The sequence below is a fragment of the Halobaculum rarum genome, assembly GCF_040025155.1.
Classification (GTDB): Archaea; Halobacteriota; Halobacteria; order Halobacteriales; family Haloferacaceae; genus Halobaculum; species Halobaculum rarum.
The window spans coordinates 2,292,781-2,309,855 of sequence record NZ_CP157275.1 but is presented as its reverse complement, the minus strand read 5'-3'; the positions used below and the strand labels follow the sequence as shown (position 1 = coordinate 2,309,855).

Annotated in this window: 17 protein-coding genes and 1 tRNA gene; 5 read left to right on the top strand and 13 right to left on the bottom strand. The window is 66.9% G+C overall.

Features of this window, described 5'->3' with window-relative positions; all coding sequences use genetic code 11:
• Positions 1 to 5: 5 nt before the first annotated feature.
• Positions 6 to 1,562, bottom strand: coding sequence for a long-chain-fatty-acid--CoA ligase (locus ABJD39_RS11920; protein WP_348608875.1), 1,557 nt, complete (start codon positions 1,560 to 1,562; stop codon positions 6 to 8).
• Between the two features lie 174 nt (positions 1,563 to 1,736).
• Here ABJD39_RS11920 and ABJD39_RS11915 point away from each other — a divergent pair, with 174 nt between their 5' ends.
• Complete coding sequence (locus ABJD39_RS11915) at positions 1,737 to 2,234, top strand: halocyanin domain-containing protein (RefSeq protein WP_348608872.1); 498 nt, start codon at positions 1,737 to 1,739, stop codon at positions 2,232 to 2,234.
• Positions 2,235 to 2,263: 29 nt separating this feature from the next.
• Here ABJD39_RS11915 and ABJD39_RS11910 read toward each other — a convergent pair whose 3' ends face one another.
• Together ABJD39_RS11910 and ABJD39_RS11905 are read right to left on the bottom strand one after the other, a co-directional pair.
• Positions 2,264 to 3,307, bottom strand: a complete 1,044-nt coding sequence (locus tag ABJD39_RS11910; RefSeq protein ID WP_348608870.1) for a mandelate racemase/muconate lactonizing enzyme family protein — start codon at positions 3,305 to 3,307, stop codon at positions 2,264 to 2,266.
• Complete coding sequence (locus tag ABJD39_RS11905) at positions 3,304 to 4,251, bottom strand: 1,4-dihydroxy-2-naphthoate polyprenyltransferase (protein WP_348608867.1); 948 nt, start codon at positions 4,249 to 4,251, stop codon at positions 3,304 to 3,306. The genes ABJD39_RS11910 and ABJD39_RS11905 overlap by 4 nt, the downstream gene beginning before the upstream one ends.
• A 124-nt stretch (positions 4,252 to 4,375) precedes the next feature.
• On the opposite strand from ABJD39_RS11905, the gene ABJD39_RS11900 reads away from it, so the two are divergent.
• Complete coding sequence (locus tag ABJD39_RS11900) at positions 4,376 to 4,921, top strand: carboxymuconolactone decarboxylase family protein (protein ID WP_348608864.1); 546 nt, start codon at positions 4,376 to 4,378, stop codon at positions 4,919 to 4,921.
• A gap of 201 nt (positions 4,922 to 5,122) precedes the next feature.
• Here the strand turns inward: ABJD39_RS11900 and ABJD39_RS11895 are convergent, their stop codons facing one another.
• From ABJD39_RS11895 to menD, 3 genes are all read right to left on the bottom strand, one after another.
• Positions 5,123 to 6,055 carry a 1,4-dihydroxy-2-naphthoyl-CoA synthase gene (locus tag ABJD39_RS11895; protein ID WP_348608861.1) on the bottom strand — a complete coding sequence of 311 codons (933 nt, stop codon included), beginning with the start codon at positions 6,053 to 6,055 and terminating at the stop codon, positions 5,123 to 5,125.
• Between the two features lie 94 nt (positions 6,056 to 6,149).
• A complete protein-coding gene (locus ABJD39_RS11890; protein WP_348608859.1) occupies positions 6,150 to 6,695 on the bottom strand; it encodes a hypothetical protein in 546 nt (181 codons plus the stop codon).
• Between the two features lie 78 nt (positions 6,696 to 6,773).
• On the bottom strand, positions 6,774 to 8,564 hold the full coding sequence (gene menD, locus ABJD39_RS11885) for a 2-succinyl-5-enolpyruvyl-6-hydroxy-3-cyclohexene-1-carboxylic-acid synthase (protein WP_348608856.1): 1,791 nt from the start codon (positions 8,562 to 8,564) through the stop codon (positions 6,774 to 6,776).
• A gap of 184 nt (positions 8,565 to 8,748) precedes the next feature.
• Here menD and ABJD39_RS11880 point away from each other — a divergent pair, with 184 nt between their 5' ends.
• Positions 8,749 to 9,033 (top strand): DUF5789 family protein, encoded by a 285-nt coding sequence (locus tag ABJD39_RS11880; RefSeq protein ID WP_348608853.1) that lies wholly within the window; start codon positions 8,749 to 8,751, stop codon positions 9,031 to 9,033.
• 93 nt (positions 9,034 to 9,126) lie between these two features.
• On the opposite strand, the gene ABJD39_RS11875 is transcribed toward ABJD39_RS11880, so the two are convergent.
• The 3 genes from ABJD39_RS11875 to ABJD39_RS11865 all read right to left on the bottom strand — a co-directional run bounded on the left by ABJD39_RS11875 (position 9,127) and on the right by ABJD39_RS11865 (position 11,208).
• Positions 9,127 to 9,549, bottom strand: coding sequence for a CoA-binding protein (locus tag ABJD39_RS11875; protein WP_348608850.1), 423 nt, complete (start codon positions 9,547 to 9,549; stop codon positions 9,127 to 9,129).
• A gap of 51 nt (positions 9,550 to 9,600) precedes the next feature.
• Complete coding sequence (locus tag ABJD39_RS11870; protein ID WP_348608847.1) at positions 9,601 to 10,209, bottom strand: RAD55 family ATPase; 609 nt, start codon at positions 10,207 to 10,209, stop codon at positions 9,601 to 9,603.
• Between the two features lie 153 nt (positions 10,210 to 10,362).
• Positions 10,363 to 11,208, bottom strand: coding sequence for a geranylgeranylglycerol-phosphate geranylgeranyltransferase (locus tag ABJD39_RS11865; protein ID WP_348608845.1), 846 nt, complete (start codon positions 11,206 to 11,208; stop codon positions 10,363 to 10,365).
• A 350-nt stretch (positions 11,209 to 11,558) separates the two neighbouring features.
• Here ABJD39_RS11865 and ABJD39_RS11860 point away from each other — a divergent pair.
• Positions 11,559 to 11,633: transfer RNA gene (locus tag ABJD39_RS11860), tRNA-Arg, on the top strand.
• Between the two features lie 174 nt (positions 11,634 to 11,807).
• On the opposite strand, the gene ABJD39_RS11855 is transcribed toward ABJD39_RS11860, so the two are convergent.
• The 4 genes from ABJD39_RS11855 to ABJD39_RS11840 all read right to left on the bottom strand — a co-directional run bounded on the left by ABJD39_RS11855 (position 11,808) and on the right by ABJD39_RS11840 (position 15,607).
• A complete protein-coding gene (locus ABJD39_RS11855; RefSeq protein ID WP_348608842.1) occupies positions 11,808 to 12,224 on the bottom strand; it encodes a PIN domain-containing protein in 417 nt (138 codons plus the stop codon).
• 9 nt (positions 12,225 to 12,233) lie between these two features.
• On the bottom strand, positions 12,234 to 12,464 hold the full coding sequence (locus ABJD39_RS11850) for a hypothetical protein (protein ID WP_277555677.1): 231 nt from the start codon (positions 12,462 to 12,464) through the stop codon (positions 12,234 to 12,236).
• A 368-nt stretch (positions 12,465 to 12,832) separates the two neighbouring features.
• Positions 12,833 to 13,507, bottom strand: coding sequence for a DUF7344 domain-containing protein (locus ABJD39_RS11845; RefSeq protein ID WP_348608840.1), 675 nt, complete (start codon positions 13,505 to 13,507; stop codon positions 12,833 to 12,835).
• Between the two features lie 93 nt (positions 13,508 to 13,600).
• Positions 13,601 to 15,607, bottom strand: a complete 2,007-nt coding sequence (locus ABJD39_RS11840) for a bacterio-opsin activator domain-containing protein (RefSeq protein WP_348608838.1) — start codon at positions 15,605 to 15,607, stop codon at positions 13,601 to 13,603.
• Positions 15,608 to 16,522: 915 nt separating this feature from the next.
• Between ABJD39_RS11840 and ABJD39_RS11835 the strand changes: the two genes are divergently transcribed.
• Positions 16,523 to 16,963: a universal stress protein gene (locus ABJD39_RS11835; RefSeq protein ID WP_348608835.1), complete on the top strand. Its 441-nt coding sequence runs from the start codon at positions 16,523 to 16,525 to the stop codon at positions 16,961 to 16,963.
• Positions 16,964 to 17,075 lie beyond the last annotated feature (112 nt).

Sequence of the window (17,075 nt, the reverse complement as noted above, 5' to 3'; positions counted from 1 at the left end):
CGAACCTACTCCCCGCGAAGCTCGAACTTCTGGACCTTCCCGGTCGTCGTCCGCGGGAGTTCCTCGACGAACTCCACCTCCCGCGGGTGTTTGTACTCCGCGAGGTTGTCGAGACAGAACTGCCTGATCTCGTCGGGCGTCACGTCCGAGTCGGGCGTGGGAACGATGAACGCCTTCACCGTCTCGCCGCGGCGCTCGTCGGGAATACCGACGACGGCCGCGTCGGCGACGGCCTCGTGCTCGAAGAGCAACTCCTCGACCTCCCGCGGGTAGACGTTGTACCCGGCGGTGTTGATCATGTGTTTCTCGCGGTCGACGATGTAGAAGTAGCCGTCCGCGTCGTGGTAGCCGATGTCGCCGGTGTGGAACCACCGCTTGCCGCCCGACTCGGTGAACACCTCCTCGTTCGCCTCGGGGCGGTTGTGGTACCCCTTCATCACGTTCGGCCCGCTGACGACGACCTCACCGGTCACGTCGTCCAGTTCGACCTCGTCCTCGTCGACCGGTCCCTCGTCGACGGGGGCGATCTCCGCGAACTCGTCGTCGACGATCATCGACGAGACGCCGGGGAGCGTCTTCCCGATCGAGCCGACGCGACGGCCCGTCTCGGGCGTGTTGAAGTGCGTGACCGGGCTGGTCTCGGTGAGGCCGTACCCTTCGTAGATCGTCGCGTCGAACAGCTCCTCGAAGCGCCGAAGCACCTCGACGGGGATGCCGGAGCCGCCGACGCCACACAGCCGGAGCGAGGACAGGTCTCGTTCGGCGGCGTCGGGCTGGTTGATCGCGTCGTTGTACATCGCGGGAACGCCGTGCATCAGCGTCAGCTCCTGCGACTCGATGAGGTCGAACGCCTGCTGGGCGTCCCACGCGGGCAGCGGGTAGTACGCCCCGCCGTCGAACAGCGTCGCGTTCATCACGACCGTCATCCCGTAGATGTGGAACAGCGGGAGGACGCCCAGTTGCCTGTCGTCGGTCCCGATGCCGTCGGGGACCAGCGAGACGGACATCTCCGCGTTCGACGCGAGGTTGTCGTGCGTCAGCAGGACGCCCTTCGGCGTCCCGGTCGTCCCCGAGGTGTACGGCTGGCAGGCGATGTCGTCGGCGGCGCGATCGACGGTCTCGAACGCCGGGTCGCCACAGAACTCCTCGAAGGAGACGGTCCCCTCGACGGCCTGGCCGATCGTGACGACGGTGTGAACGTCGGTCTCGTCGCGTACCTCCGCGACGTGTTCCGCCAGATCCGGCAGGGTGACGACCACCTCGGCGCCGGAGTCGGCGAGCATGTGCTCGATCTCGCGAGCCTTGTACTGGGGGTTCATCGGGACGACGACGCCCCCGGCTCGCAACGTCCCGTGGAAGCCGATCACGAACTGCGGGAGGTTCGGCAGGTAGATGCCGACGCGCCCGCCGACGTCGACGCCGGCATCGTCGAGCCCCGACGCGAACGCGCCGATCTGGCCCCACAGATCCCGATAGCTGATGTCGGTCCCGTCGTACCACACCGCCGTCTCGTCCGGGTGTTCCTCCGCGGTCGAACCGACGTTCGTGACGAGGTTTGTCATGCCATCCGACCGGAAGGTCGGTCCCGGCTAAAGTCTTTCCCGGTCGTTCACGAAGGTGGACGGCGCCGGGCGATCCGCGTGGCGGGGATCCGTCCGTGAGTCGCGGGCCGATCCGGTGACGCGAAGCGATCGCGAGTCGGTGGAGCCATTGCGGTGCGGGACCGACGGGCGCGCATGAGCGATCCGACGACAGCCGGACGCGACCGCGATCGTCCCGCGGCGACGCGCAGACGACTCCTCACGGCGGTCGGAGCCGGAGCGACTGCGGCCCTCGCGGGCTGTGCCGCCAGCGGCGACGGCGGCGGGAGCGGAAGCGGCGACGGGACTGCCCAGTACGACGGCTGGCTCGCCAACGCGAACGGCTACGACGGCGAGGTCGCGGACCGCACGGACGCCGACGAAGTGATGATCGCGGTCGGCGCGGGCGACGGGTTCGCCTACGAACCGGCGGCCGTCCGCGTCTCGTCGGGGACGACCGTCACCTGGGAGTGGAGCGGGATGGGGAGCCGGCACAACGTCGTTGACGACGCCGGCGGGTTCGAGAGTTCCTACTACGCGGCCGAGGGCGCGACGTTCTCCCACGAGTTCGCGGAGCCGGGCGTCGCGAAGTACTACTGCACCCCCCACGAGAACCTCGGGATGATCGGCGCCGTCGAGGTCGTCGACGGGTAACGCGACGACGGTTGGCCGCGGACATCCCGTCACGCGAGTCCGTCGAACGCGTCGCCGGCGAGTCCCGGCCCGGCCGGCACCGCGATCCGGCCGTTCTCGACGGGAACCGGATCCTCGTCGACGAGGTCGGCCGCCAGCAGGTCGCCAGTCGCGAGTCCGTGGGCGCGCTCACTGCCGCCGGGAAGCGCCGCCGCGACGTGAACCGCCGCCGTCCGCGCGACCGCCGCGTCGATGGTCGTCGTGACGACCGGATCGATCCCGACGTGGGCGGCCGCGCGACCCGCCGCGAGCGCCCGCGACGGCCCGGCAAGCGCCATCGGCTTGAGCACGACCGTGTCGGCGGCGCCCGCCGCGATCACCTCGCGGATCCCGTACCGCGCCAGCGACTCGTCGAGCGCGATCGGGGCGCCGACGCCGCGAAGGGCGGCGTGGCCCGTGAGGTCGTCTGCGGGAAGCGGCTGTTCGACGTACTCGACGAGTCCGTCGAACGCGGCGAGGGCCTCGCGCGCGGGTTCGCGGTCCCAGGCGCCGTTGGCGTCGGCTCGGAGCGCGACGGCGTCGTCGCCCGGTACCCGATCGTCGACCGCCCCGGCGACCGCGCGGATCCGCTCGATGTCCTCGTTGAGGTCGCGCGCACCGACCTTCAGTTTCACCGTTCGGTACCCGGCATCGACCGCCGTCTTCGCGGCCGCAACGGTGTCGACCGGGGACGCGTCGCCGACGGTCGCGTTCGCGGGGACCGATGCCGCCGGCGTGTCCCGGGCCAGCGACGCGGCGACGGAGCAGCCGGCTCGTCGCGCGAACGCGTCGCGGTACGCCAGCGTGACCGCGTGACGCGCCGCGGGCGTCTCCGGCCCCGGCGGGGTGCCCTCGTCGCGGGCACGTTCGAGCGCCGCGCGACACGCGGCCACGGACTCGGTCCATCCCGGCAGCGGCGCCGCCTCGCCGACGCCGGTCGTGTCGCCGAGATCGACCCGGACGAGCAGGCCCGCTCTGGTCTCGATGTCGCCGGCGGCCGTCGACAGCGGCGCCGCGAGATCGAGCGCGAACTCGCGGAGCGCGACGACGCTCACAGCGCCAGCCCGACGGCGAACAGCGCCGCGAACGCGGCGAGCAGTTTCCCGGTGCGTTCCAACGCAGGGTTGAGCGCGTCGCCCGCGGTCTCCGTCAGGACGGTCCTCGTGAGGGGGACGGCGACTGGGAGCGTCGCCATCGGCAGCAACACCGTGAGATCGCCCGTCGAGGCGGCGAACACCGGCGGGATCGCGTACGCCATGCCGAGCAGGAGCACGAACTGCGCCCGCGAGAAGCCGTAGCCGAACCGGACCGTGAGGGTGTTCTTCTCGGTCGCGGCGTCCTCCTCCCTGTCCCTGAGGTTGTTGACGACGAGGATGTTCGTCGAGATCGCGGCGATCGGCAGCGCCGCGACGAGCGCGGCGAGGGGAACCAACTCCGCGCGCGGGACGAGCGTGAGGAACTCGACGCCCAGCGCGGCGGCCGCCTGCACGTAGTAGGTGCCCGTGACGGCGACGAGCCCGAAGAAGACGAACACGAACACGTCGCCGAGCCCGTGGTACGCCAGCGGGTACGGCCCGCCGGTGTAGGCGACCCCCATCGCCACCGAGACGAGCCCGACGATCATGATCGGCAGGCCCGCGACGGCGACGAGGTACGCCCCCACGAGGATCGCCGCGAGGAAGGTGAGCCACATCGCGCGCTTCACCTCGGCGGGGTCGATGAGGCCGCCCGCGGTCACCCGGGTGAACCCCTCGCGATCCGCAGTATCCGCGCCCTTCTCGGCGTCGTAGTAGTCGTTCGCGAAGTTCGTCCCGATCTGTATCAGCGCCGCGCCCACCAGCGCCACGAGCGCCGGCAGGGGCGCGAATACCCCATCGCGGACCGCGAGGCCCGTCCCGACGAGGACGGGCGCCAGCGCGGCCGGCATCGTCTGCGGGCGCGCGGCGATCACCCACGCCCGGCGTCTGGAGATGTCCGCCTGACTCGTCTCCGTACTCATTGCCGGAGGCAGGGGCGGGCGGGGCAAGAAGGGTGGGCTTCGCGGCCGGGGACGGTACTGCAAGGACGGGAAGAACACTGCAGAGACGGGGAGAGCTATACGTCGCCCGCGAGAGGGGCGTCGTATGGCACGCGTTCCCTACGTCGACCCGGAGGACCTCCCCGAGGAGCACCGCGACCTCGTCGTCTCGAAGCTGCAGGGCAAGCCCGTGAACGTGTACGCCGCCCTCGGCAACAACCCCGAGGTGCTGGCAGGGACACGCGCGTTCCTCTCGTCGCTGTGGGAGTCCAGCGGCCTGAACGACCGCGAGCGTGAGCTCGTGATCCTGCTGGCCGCGGCCGAGAACGGGTGTCGATACGCGTGGCACCAGCACGTCCGGATCGGCGGCGACGCGGGCGTCACCCGCGAGGAGATGGCCGCAATCACCGACGGCGACTTCGACGCGTTCGACGACGACGAGGCGCTGCTGCTGCGGTACGCCCACGCCGCGCTCGGTCGCCAGGTCGACGACGCGGTCCACGAGGAGTTCGTCGCCGCCCGCGACGACTCCACGGCCGTCGGCGTGGCGTCGCTGGCGAACGGCTACACGTCGCTGGCGGGCGTGATCGACGCCCTCGACGTGGAGTTGGAGGACGGCGAGGAGTTCGTGGGCTGGGATCCGCGGGAGTAGCCGGCGTGGTCGCGGCGGCGGTGCTGTCGCGGTTGCGGTGGCGGTGTTGTGGCAGTGCGGGAGTCGCCAGCAATCGTACCGCGAGCGAGGCCGGAGGGCGAGCGAGCGGCCTTTTTGGCATCGACGGGTTTTGCCGGGGTGGCTCTCCGCAGCGAGCGGCGAAGCCGCTCGCGAGGAAGCCACTCCGGCAAAAGAGGTCGGTCAGTAGTGCCAGGGATACCCGGAGAAGTCCTGCTCGCGCCCCTCCAGGAACGCGTCCCGGCCCTCCTGCGCCTCCGGCGTCATGTACGCCAGCCGGGTCGCCTCGCCGGCGAACACCTGTTGTCCGACCATCCCGTCGTCGGTCATGTTGAACGCGTACTTCAGCATCCGCATCGCCGTCGGCGACTTGCTCGTCATCTCGTCGGCCCACTCCAGCGCGACCTCCTCCAGTTCCTCGTGCGGGATCGCCTCGTTCGCCATCCCCATGTCGACCGCTTCCTCCGCAGAGTACGTCTTCCCGCGGAAGAACACCTCGCGTGCCTTCTTCTGGCCGACCTGTTTGGCGAGGTACGCCGAGCCGAAGCCGCCGTCGAAGCTCGCCACGTCCGGGTCCGTCTGGAGGAACTTCGCGTGCTCCTCGCTGGCGAGCGTGAGGTCGCAGATCACGTGCAGCGAGTGGCCGCCGCCGACCGCCCAGCCCGGGACGACCGCGACGACGGGCTTGGGCATGAACCGGATGAGCCGCTGGACCTCGAGGATGTGGAGGCGGCCCGCCTTCGCCTCCCGAACCAACTCGTCGTCGGACTCGTCGGCCTCGTCGTCGTCGCGGTACTCGTAGCCCGACTCGCCGCGGACGGACTGGTCGCCGCCCGAGCAGAACGCCCAGCCGCCGTCCTTCGGCGACGGGCCGTTCCCGGTGAGGAGGACACAGCCGATGTCCGCTCGCTTGCGGGCGTCGTCGAGGGCGGCGTACAGTTCGTCGACGGTGCCGGGACGGAATGCGTTGCGCTTCTCCGGGCGGTCGAACGCGATCCGGACGGTCGGCGAGTCGACGGCGCGGTGATAGGTGATGTCGTCGAACGCGTCGCTGCCGTCGACCGGCTCCCACCGGTCGGGGTCGAAGATCTCCGAGACGGCCTCCGTGTCGCTCATACCGGATCCCCGGCGGGCGGCCTCAAATAGCTACCCGGACGGGTCCGCCGGCGACGGTCGTGACCGGCAGTAGGTAGCGGCTGCGACGGCGACATCAGCGGTCGCGCCGCTTGCGGTCGGCCCGCAGGGAGTCCCAGTCGCGGGGGCGGGCCCGCGGCCCGCCGCCCGTGAGGCGTGCGACCGCCGCGGCGACGAGGGGGAACCCCACGCCGAGCGTGAGGCCGAGGGTCGCGGCCGCCGCCAGCGACGCCGGCGACTCACCCCATCCCGGCGCCGCACCCGCGGTGGCGAGCCTCGCGAGCGCGACGACCGTGAGGTTGTAGTAGCCGACGCGAACCAGCAGCATCCGGCCCGTACCGTCGGGCCATTCCGGGAACATGGGTCCGCGGTCCCGACCAGCGAGGCGGTTCCCGCGGACCACCGCGAACCCGAGCACGAGCGCGACGTATCCCGCGAGCAGGGCCGTCGACTCCCGCGGCGGGACCGACAGCGCGACCCCCACCAGCGCTGGCACCGCGATCAGTCCGAGCTCGCCGAAGGCGTCGAAGATGTCCTCCAGGAATCGCCCGGTGCGGTCGGTGCTCTCGCGCGGGCGGAGCTTGCGCCGTTCGGTCGATTCGTCCGTCCCGCGGGAGACCATACCTGTAGTGGGCGCCCGGACGACAAAAACCGTCACCCCGAACGGCGCGTTCCGGGCCGGGTCGCGGTCGGCGAGCCGCTACTCGAGCGACGCCACGCGCTCGGCCACCTCGTCGGCGATCCCCTCGCGCACGCGGTGGCTCGCCTCGGCGTCGCTCGTCACCTCGATCACGGTCGTCCCCGCGCTCGCGGTGCTCTCATCATACAGTTCGCGGAACCGCTCACGGCCGTCGCCGTCGACGCGGGCGAACGAGAGGTCGTACAGGTCCTCGGTCGGCTCGAACTCGAGGCCGTGAGGCGTCTTGAACTGCCCCGTGAACGGCGGGTCGAACTCCTCGATGGGGAGCATGTGGAAGATGCCGCCGCCGTCGTTGTTGATCAGGACGACCGTCGCGTCAACGTCACAGCGCGCCAGCGCGAGCAGGCCGTTCATGTCGTGGTAGTACGCCAGGTCGCCCGTCACGAGCGTCAGGTCGTCCGTCGTCGCCGACCCGGCGCCCAGCGCCGTCGAGACGATGCCGTCGATGCCGGAGGCGCCGCGGTTCCCGAGCATCGTGAGCCCTTTCGCCGCGGGGGCGGCGAAACGGTCGGCGTCGCGGACGGGCATGGAGTTCGAGACGAACACGGTCGACGGCTCGGGGGCCAACTCGGCCACGTCGGCGAGGACCCGCCCCTCGAAGAAGCGCTTCTCGTCGGCGGCAGCCTCGACGGCGTCCCAGTGGGCGGCCTCGGCGGCCTCCCAGCGCTCGCGCCACGCCGTCGAGTCGGGATCGCTCCCGACCTGCCCCACCTGCCGCGAGAGCGCGCCGCACAGCCGGGAGGGGTCGGCGACGACGAGGTCCGTGGCGGCGAACTCCGCCTCGCGCCACCGGCCCGCGGGGTCGACGACGAACTGGCGGGCCCCGGTGCCGGCGAGGTACGTCCGGAGCGGCTTCGAGGTCGGGGAGGCGCCGAAGCGGAGCACGACCTCCGGGTTCGGCCATTCATCGGAGGCGCCGGCCGCGAGGAACCCGTCATACCCGCCGAGGACGGGGGCGACGCGGACGGACGAGCCGAACCGCAGCCCCGAGAGCGGGTCCGCGAGCACGGGGAAGCCGGTCGCGTGCGCCAGCGCCGTCACCGCCTGCGGGTCGGGGCCGGGCGGGTCCGCGGGGCCGGCGACGATCAATCCGCGTTCGACCGCGAGCGCGCGCGCCAGTTGCTGGAGGTCCCCGTCGTCCGGCATCGGGTGGCCGGCAGTCGTCGAGACAAAGGGGCGATCCCCGTCGCGACCCCCGGCGGCGAGTTCCGAGAGGGCGTCGGGCACGTCGCCCTCGACCTCGACCGGCTCCAGCGGCTTGCGGAACGGGACGTTCAGGTGGACCGGGCCAGCGGGGGTGCCCTCGGCGGTCGACACGGCTCGGGCGAGATCGGTACGCAGCGACCTGAGCTTCCGGTCGTCGGCCTCGGGCTCGGGCAGGTCCTTGTACCACCGGACGGCATCGCCGTAGAGCTTCTCCTGGTCGACGGTCTGGTTGGCGCCCGAGTCGCGTAGCTCCGGCGGACGGTCGGCCGTGAGCAGGAGCATGGGCACCCTGGACTGCCCAGCCTCCATCACCGCCGGATGGAAGTTCGCGGCGGCGGTGCCGGAGGTACACACCAGCGGCGTCACCCCGCCGGTTCGGCGCGCCCGGCCGAGCGCGAAGAACGCGGAGGCGCGCTCGTCGAGGTGTGAGAACACGTGGATATCGGGATGTTCGGCGAGCGCGACGGTCAGCGGCGTCGAACGCGAACCGGGGGTGACGCAGACGGCGCCGACGCCGGCGGCAGCGAGTTCGTCGGCGACGGCGCGACCCCACAGCGTGTTCCGGTTCGGGGCGCGTGCGGTCATGCGCTCGGCTTCGACCGGCGAGCGGATAAACGGCGTGTCCCGCGCCGACCGCCGCGAGCCGCCTGCAGACCTACGATGGCACGCCCCGCGGACCCACGATGGTACGTCGCGCGGCGTTCGGCGGTAGACACTCGAAACACATTCCGAAACCAGACACTTCCCGCGTTGTCGCGTGTGTGGACCCATGCGACTCCCCGAGGCCCGTGAGGCGTTCGCGACCCAGCTCTCGTTCCCGACCGACCGCGATACCGTCGTCGAGCGCGTCGGCGACGTGACGCTCGAGGCACCGAACGGCGACGACACGACGGTCGCGGCGGTGCTCGATCGGGTGGACACCGCCGAGTTCGACTCCCCGGACGAACTGTACGACAGCGTCGTGACGTTCGTCGACGACGCGTTCATCGGGCGGAAGTTCTACGACGACCGCGGCAGCCAGAGCGGGATGCAAGACGAGGAGCAGTCGTTCTGAGCGGGCACCGAGGGACCAACCGGGTGCGCGGCAGCGTCGTGCGCGAGACGGAACTGACGGAAGACACGACAGGTACGCGACGCGACGGTTGCGCTACGCGATCAGCCGTCCGTGTTCGACCTTCATGCAGCGGTCCTCCGTGGCCGCCAGCCCGGCGTCCTCGGCGCGCGCGAGCGCCTCGTCGTCGGTGATGCCGAGCTGGAGCCACAGGCCCTTCACGTCGCCGCGGTCCTCGTGGCGCCCGAGCACGTCGTCGACGATACCAGGTACCTCCTCGCTCGGACGGAACACGTCGACCAGTTCGATCTCCTCGTCGACGTCCGCCAGCGAGTCGTACGCCTCACGGCCGAGGATCTCGTCGGCATAGGGGTTTACCGGGATCACCTCGTACCCGTGGTCCTGCAGGTACGCCGGGATGTCGTGGGCGGCTTTCCCCGGCGTGCTCGAACACCCCACGACCGCGACGGGGTCCATCGAGAGCAGTTCGCGCAGGCCGTCGTCGTCGGTGACTGGCATACTCGGAGGTGCGGCGTCTCGGGTCAAAAGGGTTCGTGCGTCGAACCGAGTTCAGGCGTTCGCCAGCCTGACCGTCGGCTCGCCGTCCTCGCTGGTTTCGATGATCCCGTCGAACAGCTGTTTCAGCGTGTTCATCGTCTGGTCCTCGTGGGCCGTCGAGTCGATGCAGTACAGTCCGAGCCCGTCGACGCTCTGGATCCGGCCGGTGAATACATGCAGGAACCGGAACACCGTCTGGAGATCGGAGTACATGAGAAGCGTCGACAGCGAGTGGACCATGACACGGTTCTGGCGGATGCCGCGGTCCTTGTAGAACGCCTCGAGGAACGACGAGAGTTTGATTCCGATGCCGGTCATGTCGACCGGCGAGGAGGTGTACTTGATGCGGTCGCTGTCGCGCACGTCGTTGACGCCCTGCTGCCGGGTGACCGTGTCGACGACGGCGACCGGCCGACCCTCGTACGGCTCCCGCTTGGCGAACTGCTTGAGGAGCCGGTCGGCGGAGTCCTTGGTCGTCACCATGATCGCGCCCTCGCCGCTGCGGGTTCCTTCCGCGAGCACGTCGAGTGCGAGTTCGCGCTTTCCGCTCAGGGCCGGTCCGGTGAGGAGCACGTTCGATCCGGGCTCGATCTCGGTCCCGAACGCCTCGACCTCATACATAGAGTGTTCCCCCAAACCGATCGGCGTAGACGGCGCGCTCCCGCGGGCTCGTCGTTCGCTCCGTCTCGCCGGGAGTCATCCAACTATGAGTTGGTTGCCGTGAGCGGGTATTATTCTTTATGATTAGATGGGCGACGTGATGCAGTTCCACGACTATCCGACCACCGTTACGAGACGACCCGCGACGAACGCTGCCGCCGCGAAGAAGGTCCCACGCTTGATCCACCGCTGGGCCGCCGCCGGGTCACGGAATCCCCACACAGTCGCGCCGAGCATCGTCGCGTCCGCGGGTACGACCACGGCGAGGTACGCCGGGCCGAACGTCCCGTCGACGTACGGGAGCACGCTCGCCAGCGTTGCCGCCGCCATCGCGACGGTCGCGAGCGCGAGTGCGGGACCCTCGCCGACGACGATCGGAAGCGTCCGAAGCCCCTCCTCGCGGTCGCCCGCCATATCTTCCACGTCCTTCACCACCTCGCGGGCGAACGTCGCCGTCGCGGCCAGCCCGAACAGCGTCCACGTCGGCGGCGCGATCGGGCCGACTGCGGCCGCCCCGAACAGGAACGTCGAGCCGGTGAGATACGCGACGACGACGTTCCCCACCGCGGGCAGTCCCTTGAACAGCTGCGTGTACGCCAAAAGCGCCAGGAGGTTCACGATCGCGATCGCCAGCGCCAGCGGCGGCAGCGACAGCGCGGCGGCAGTGGCGACCAGAAACAACGTCGCCGCGAACCCGGCGGCCGCGCGGGCCGACACCCGACCGCTCGGGATCGGGCGATCGGGTCGGTTCACGGCATCGATGTCGCGATCGAAGTAGTCGTTGACCGCGTTGCCCGCGCCCGTGGCCGCCGCGGTCGCGATCACCGCGAGTGCGACCGCCCAGAGCGTATCGAGCCCTCCCGCGACGAACGAGCCGACGAAGGTGAGCGAACCCGCCGCGACCGCGTTGCCGACGCGGGCGAGTTCGAGGTAGCCGCCGATCGTCCGGGTCGCGTCCATCGTTCGCGGTCACCCGCCCGTCAGGGATAAAGGACGCGGGACGACCGCGACGCCTGTCAGCGGTACACCTCGACATCTGTCGGATCCTGAGAGAGTGTTCGGGCGGTGGAGCCCGAACGTCCCGGTGCCACTATTCCGCCGGTTGAACTGCGACCACGCGGAGAGCCCGACATCGGAGCCCAACCCGACATGGAACTAGCGCCCGACCGACTGCCCGCCTCCGCCCCGACCGTTGGTGGCCGTCGTCGCCGATCGGTGACTAACATGTGCTATATGAATATTTTCGCCCGTAGTTATCGATCGAGCCGAAGCGCGGGACTTAAGCGGGACTGTCCGGTACGAACGGATGCGGGCGCTTAGCTCAGTCTGGACAGAGTGCTTGGCTTCGGACCAAGTTGCCGCGGGTTCAAATCCTGCAGCGCCCATTCGTTTTTCGAACGGTCCGAACCGATAGACGTGGGTGGGTTGTTCACGTTTCTCCTGTTACTGCTGAGTGTGATTTCGTTCGATAGGCGAACGATTCCGAACGAGCGCGCTTCCCTCCGAGGTTCGCGTACAGCCAAACAGATACTGATTCAGAAAATCAATCGCACATTGAGTCAGAGCGTGTCGAACGAGTTGATGACGTCACTCGTTGAGTACGTCTCAACTAGATCCTGATCGTCGAAATCTGAATCGTCACTCCAGATGGCCGCATCGCAGGCTATCGCACACGCCAAATACAGTACATCGTCGGGATCGGTGTCGCCAATTGCTTCATCTGCTCTCTCGATAGCGGGATAGAACTCCTCGGCTGGAACGATTTCGACATACTGGAACAGAAGATCGATGAACTGTGCTACTCGGTCCGATTCCATCCCGGACTTCTCCACGATCAGATCTTGGTAGTTCCCGATTTCGTCGTGGACGAACGCAGGTGTCAACAGGTCAGGTTCGAGCGTGACGATGAGTTCCCGCGTTTTCGAATCGGCGATGAGTGCAGAGATGACGACGTTGGCGTCGATGACCAGCTTCATTCGCCGTGTCTACGCTGATTCCTCGTCAACGCGCCTACGTCCGCTTTCGTTGATCTTCTGGGCGATTTCATGGACGTCGTTCTCGGTGAGGTCGCTCTCGCTGGTGAGTTCGTCCATCACCTCCAGCGTCTCGACCTTCTGTTGAATGGCTTGGCGCGTGACTTCACTCCAGTTGATCTCGGGGTGGTTTTCCATTCGCTCTTTGAGGTCGTCATCCACGTTGACGGTGATAGTGGGCATACAGGGATCTATGGATACACAGAATACTGTGTCTTTCGGTGTATCTCCGATCCGCTGATTTTGACCGCCTCACAGCCTCTAAGGGGAATCGTTCGATACTCGAACAGAAGCCTGCAGCGCCTATTCGTTTGTCGAACGGATCACGTCGGAGTATCTCAATGAGATGAGCGTTCCCCCGTTCATCACGATGTTCTGCTTCGAGATCGAAAGCTACTGCTAACGACTTGACTTCTCGCTCGAACAGACAGACCGTACAGGAGAGCTCAAACGTCAGGACACCCCTCACGCCGCGACCGACCACAACTCTGCACTGCCTATCGCCGCCCGCCATTCGCAACCCCGGGACCTGCACAGCAACCAGTAAACCCTCAGAAAGATGCACTCGCACAACCGACATCGGCTAAGGCCACGTAATCGGTGTCCTGATCGTAGGCCACAAACTCCACATCAGCGAGCTTCGGGACGTGGGTGTGGTACAACGAGAGATAGACCTGTTGGACCGCGTCACCGTCGATCTCGGTGAGCGGCCGGTCGTGCTCGGCGACCGCGACCTCGTCGGCGAGGTCCGGAAGCGCTACGTCGCCGTGGGTCATCAACATCCGGACCACCGTGCGCCGCCGGGCGTTAGCGAGGACGTCGAACACCGCATCAGGCGGTGCCTCGGCGTCGGACAGATCGAAGTCCTCCGCCGTCGAGAGAACGGTCTCCAACCGGACGTCGGACCCAGACTGGACCGTTCCACGGTCGGCGTCGTAGTCGAGTACGCCCGCGTCAGCCAACTTCGGGAGGTGCGCGTGACAGAGGCTCGCCACGACACGCTCGTGGTGGTCCTCGTGATTCATGTGTTCGACCTCCGTGGTGTCCTCTTGTTCCCAGTGGACGATTTCGGTGGCAAGTTCATCGAGTCCGACAGCGCCCGTCTGCTGGCGGACGTACTGGAGTGTATAGCGACGGCGTTCATTTGCCAGCAACTCGAAAGGCGTACTCGACGACCCAGAGTCGGTAGTCGGGGGGTCTGTATACGGGGACCGGGGTTCTTTCATTGTTCAACTCTCTGTACAAGATATCCGGGCAAAGCCTCGGCGGATAGTCTACTAGGTCCACAATTCGGAGACTTCCACTTGGACGCTAGTAGGCTAGGGCGGTGGCGATCCAGACGTGGCCGCGTCGTCGAGTATCACGTCCAGTAGGTTCTCAGTGGCTTTACGGATATGTTGATAGAAGGTCGGTGGGGAGATGTCGAGTGTCGCCGCGATCTCGTCGCCCGTCGAATCCCGGGGCGAGGCGAAGAACCCGGCGTGGTAGGCGGCTTCCAACACCTCCTGCTGGCGATCAGTCAGGACGGCATCGAGCGTCTCGCCATCCAGTTTGGCGAGCGGGTTCACCGAGCGGTCGAGTGTGCGCTTCGAGACGAACTCGGTGCCGGGAAATTCGGCAAGCAGTTGCTCAATGACGGGTCGCGTGTCCGCCTCCGCCGGGAGTTCGCCGACGAGCGTCTCCGTCCCGTCTTCGACCACGGCGGCCGTGACCTTCGCGCCGTGCTTGGTTAGCGTGAGGGCAGGCGACGCCCCGGTGAGCGTACACTCGATGACGCCCTGCGACCCAGTTGCCCGTATCACCCGCACGTCTTCGACGATCGCTGTGCTGGTGAGCCGGTCACGGACGCGGGACGGTTCTGCCCCGTCAACCGAAACGTACCCCGTGTATCTGCCGTCCGAGTGGGGAACCAGTCGGTCGAGTTCGAACCGGCACTCCAACTCTTCGGACAACCGGATGAAAAGGGCCTCCGACGAGGTGCTTTGGAATTCGAGTTCGACGACGGAGTCTGTGTGCAGGAGCCGTTGATTCTCGAGGGCGTAGATGGCGTGGCCGATGCGTTCACCGAGGTTTTCGAGGAGTGCCTGTTCGTAGTCGTCGAACGCGAACGGTCGGTCAGAGTACACATCGAGTACCCCGTAGAGAGTCCCGCCGTAGACGAGCGGGACGGCGGCTACCGCTCGATACCCCCGTTCGAGGGCCTGCTCGCGCCACGGCTCGAACGACGGATCGTGAAGGATGTCCTGGACGGCCTGTACCGACCGGGTCCGGATAGCCCGGCTCGTCGGCCCGTGTCCGTTCTCGGGGTCGGTCGCGGCAGTGATGTCGACCTCGGAGAGATAGTCGTCCTCGATGCCTGCCCACGTGTGGGGGTCGATGGTGTGATCGTCGGTAACGTAGTCACCGATCCACGCGAACGTGTAGGCTTCCGAACTCGCCAACCGGTCACAGACCGACTGCTGGAGTTCCTCGCGGGTCGTCGCTTGCGTGAGCAGCGGGTTGATGGCGCGGAGGCTGTCGGTGACTTTGCGGACCCGTTCGAGGGAGTTTCGCTGGTGGCGCAACGCCTGTTCGCGCTCCTTGCGGTCGGTGATGTCCTCGACGGCGGCGATGACTGCTTCGATTTTTCCGGCGTCTGTGAGAACGGGAGCGACGCTGAGCGAGAGATAGCTCCGGGTACGGTCGGGGCGGTCGAGGGCACACTCCCAGTCGTGGACGGGGTCGCCGGTGGCGAAGACGCGGGCGAACGGGTGGTCGGCGCCCGGGCCGGAATCGGCGGAGTCGTCGGTGACCGCGTCGCACAGTCTGTCGGCCGTTTGCGAGCGGAGCACGCTCTGTGACGTGCCGTAGATGGTCGCCGCCCGGTCGTTCGCACGCACGATTTCGCCGTCCCTGTCGAGGATCACGAGGCCGACGGGACTGATGTCTAGCAGTTGGTCGACGAGGTTCCGTTCCCGTCGGAGTTCGTGTTCGCGTTGTTTCCGGTCGGAGATATCGCGGAGGATACCGGTGAACAGGCGTCGACCGGCGAACTCGTGTTCATGGAACGAGATCGAGACAGGGATTTCGTGACCGTCCTTGTGGAGGGCGGGCAGTTCCATGCCGTCCCAGTCGATGGTGCGTTCACCGGTATCGAGATACTGACTGAATCCCGTGAAGTGCCGGTCGCGTAACCGTTCGGGAATGAGTTGCATGTTCGACTGTCCGACCAGTTCCTCGGGTTGGTAGCCGAGGAGACGCTCGACAGCCGAATTCGCGAAGACGATGGTGCTGTCGGTGTCGAGGGTGAGAATCGCGTCGGAGGTGTCCTCAACGAGCGTCCGCAAGTACGGGGCTTCATTCAGGTCGGCTGCTGACGCGGCGAACGCACTTTCGGGAGTAGTGTTCGATACGCACATTCAATCGAGTGTGTGGACTCGGTTCGCAACCTGGGCCTCCGTAGTCGGGGGTGGTTCGCTCGTGCTGGTATCGGTTGTGGGGTGATACGGGGCCTGCTTGTACGTCACCATCCACTGATTCAGTCGAGTCTGTAGCGGCTTTGTTATAGACTGATTGAGGTGGGCAGGTGGGAAAATGGCATTGCGAGCCCCCTTGCTACGGTAACGATCCCCAAATCGAGTTGAGTATCGATCACTTCCTGACTGACGTTCGCCCTGTCACCGACGACCTTGTCGGGCATATCGTTGTTCAGACGATGCGTGATACTCCCGCGACGAATCACGTGGGGACTGACCGACGACGGACACGTCGAGCGGTGGTCGCGGTCAGTCGCCTCGCAGCGATCCGGGTCGCGGTTATGGGGACATTCTGTACCGTATCGGAAGGGCTGTGTCCACTCGTAGACGGAGACTCGGAAGGTCGACTTGCAGGGCCGACCCGGGGCAGTCATCAATAGTGCTTCACGGCCATATCCGTCCCTGGCGTCGCGACGCTGAGTATCGACCCAGTCGTCGAGGAGGTCACAGATGTCGTCGGAGAGGGCGATCAGCCGTTCGCCGTCACCCTGGTTCTTGCTTGGAGTTCCTGTCTCGGGGCGATGCCGTACTTCGACGTGCTGCTCGTCGGGTCGATACTGTTTCAGGAATATCCGTCCGATAATTATACGTGTAAGCCGGGGATCCGCCCAGAATCGATCAAAATCCCGTAGTGACCTCTGTTCTCATACTGCAAACGAATAGACCCCTCACTCCGATCTCCCAGTCGGATACATATTCTTAACTCAAGGGTCCGTAGTGGGCAATATGACGAGAGAAAGTGACACGGTCTCTCAGGAGCTGCTCGCGCATGTTCTTCTCCCGGTTGCTCACGAGGAAGACGCGCTGGCGACGGCGACCGCTCTCGAACCGTATAGCCCCGAGAACGTAACTGCCCTTCACGTCGTCGAGAAAGGGGGCGGAGTTCCGGATAAAACGCCCGTCGAACAATCGGAAGAGTTGGCAGAAGAATCGTATGCAGCCGTTCGCAGAGTGTTCCCTGACGCTGACGGCCATACCGCCTATGGGCGAGACGTTGCTGGAAAAATATTTGAAGCCGCCGAGGAGGTCGGGGCCACCGCGATCGCCTATCGATCTCGTGGCGGAAACCGGCTCATGCAGTTCTTGTCCGGTGATATTTCGCTAAAACTGGTCACTGACGCGGATCTCCCCGTCATCGCTCTTCCACGTGTGGATCAACCGGACTAACCGACGCGAAGTGGAGTATCGATGTGGATGTTACCTGTCGCTATCGATCCCATTCCTCCCCTGACGTCGTGGGACGGGTGATCGAAACGTGCCCGATATGCATCAGAAGCTG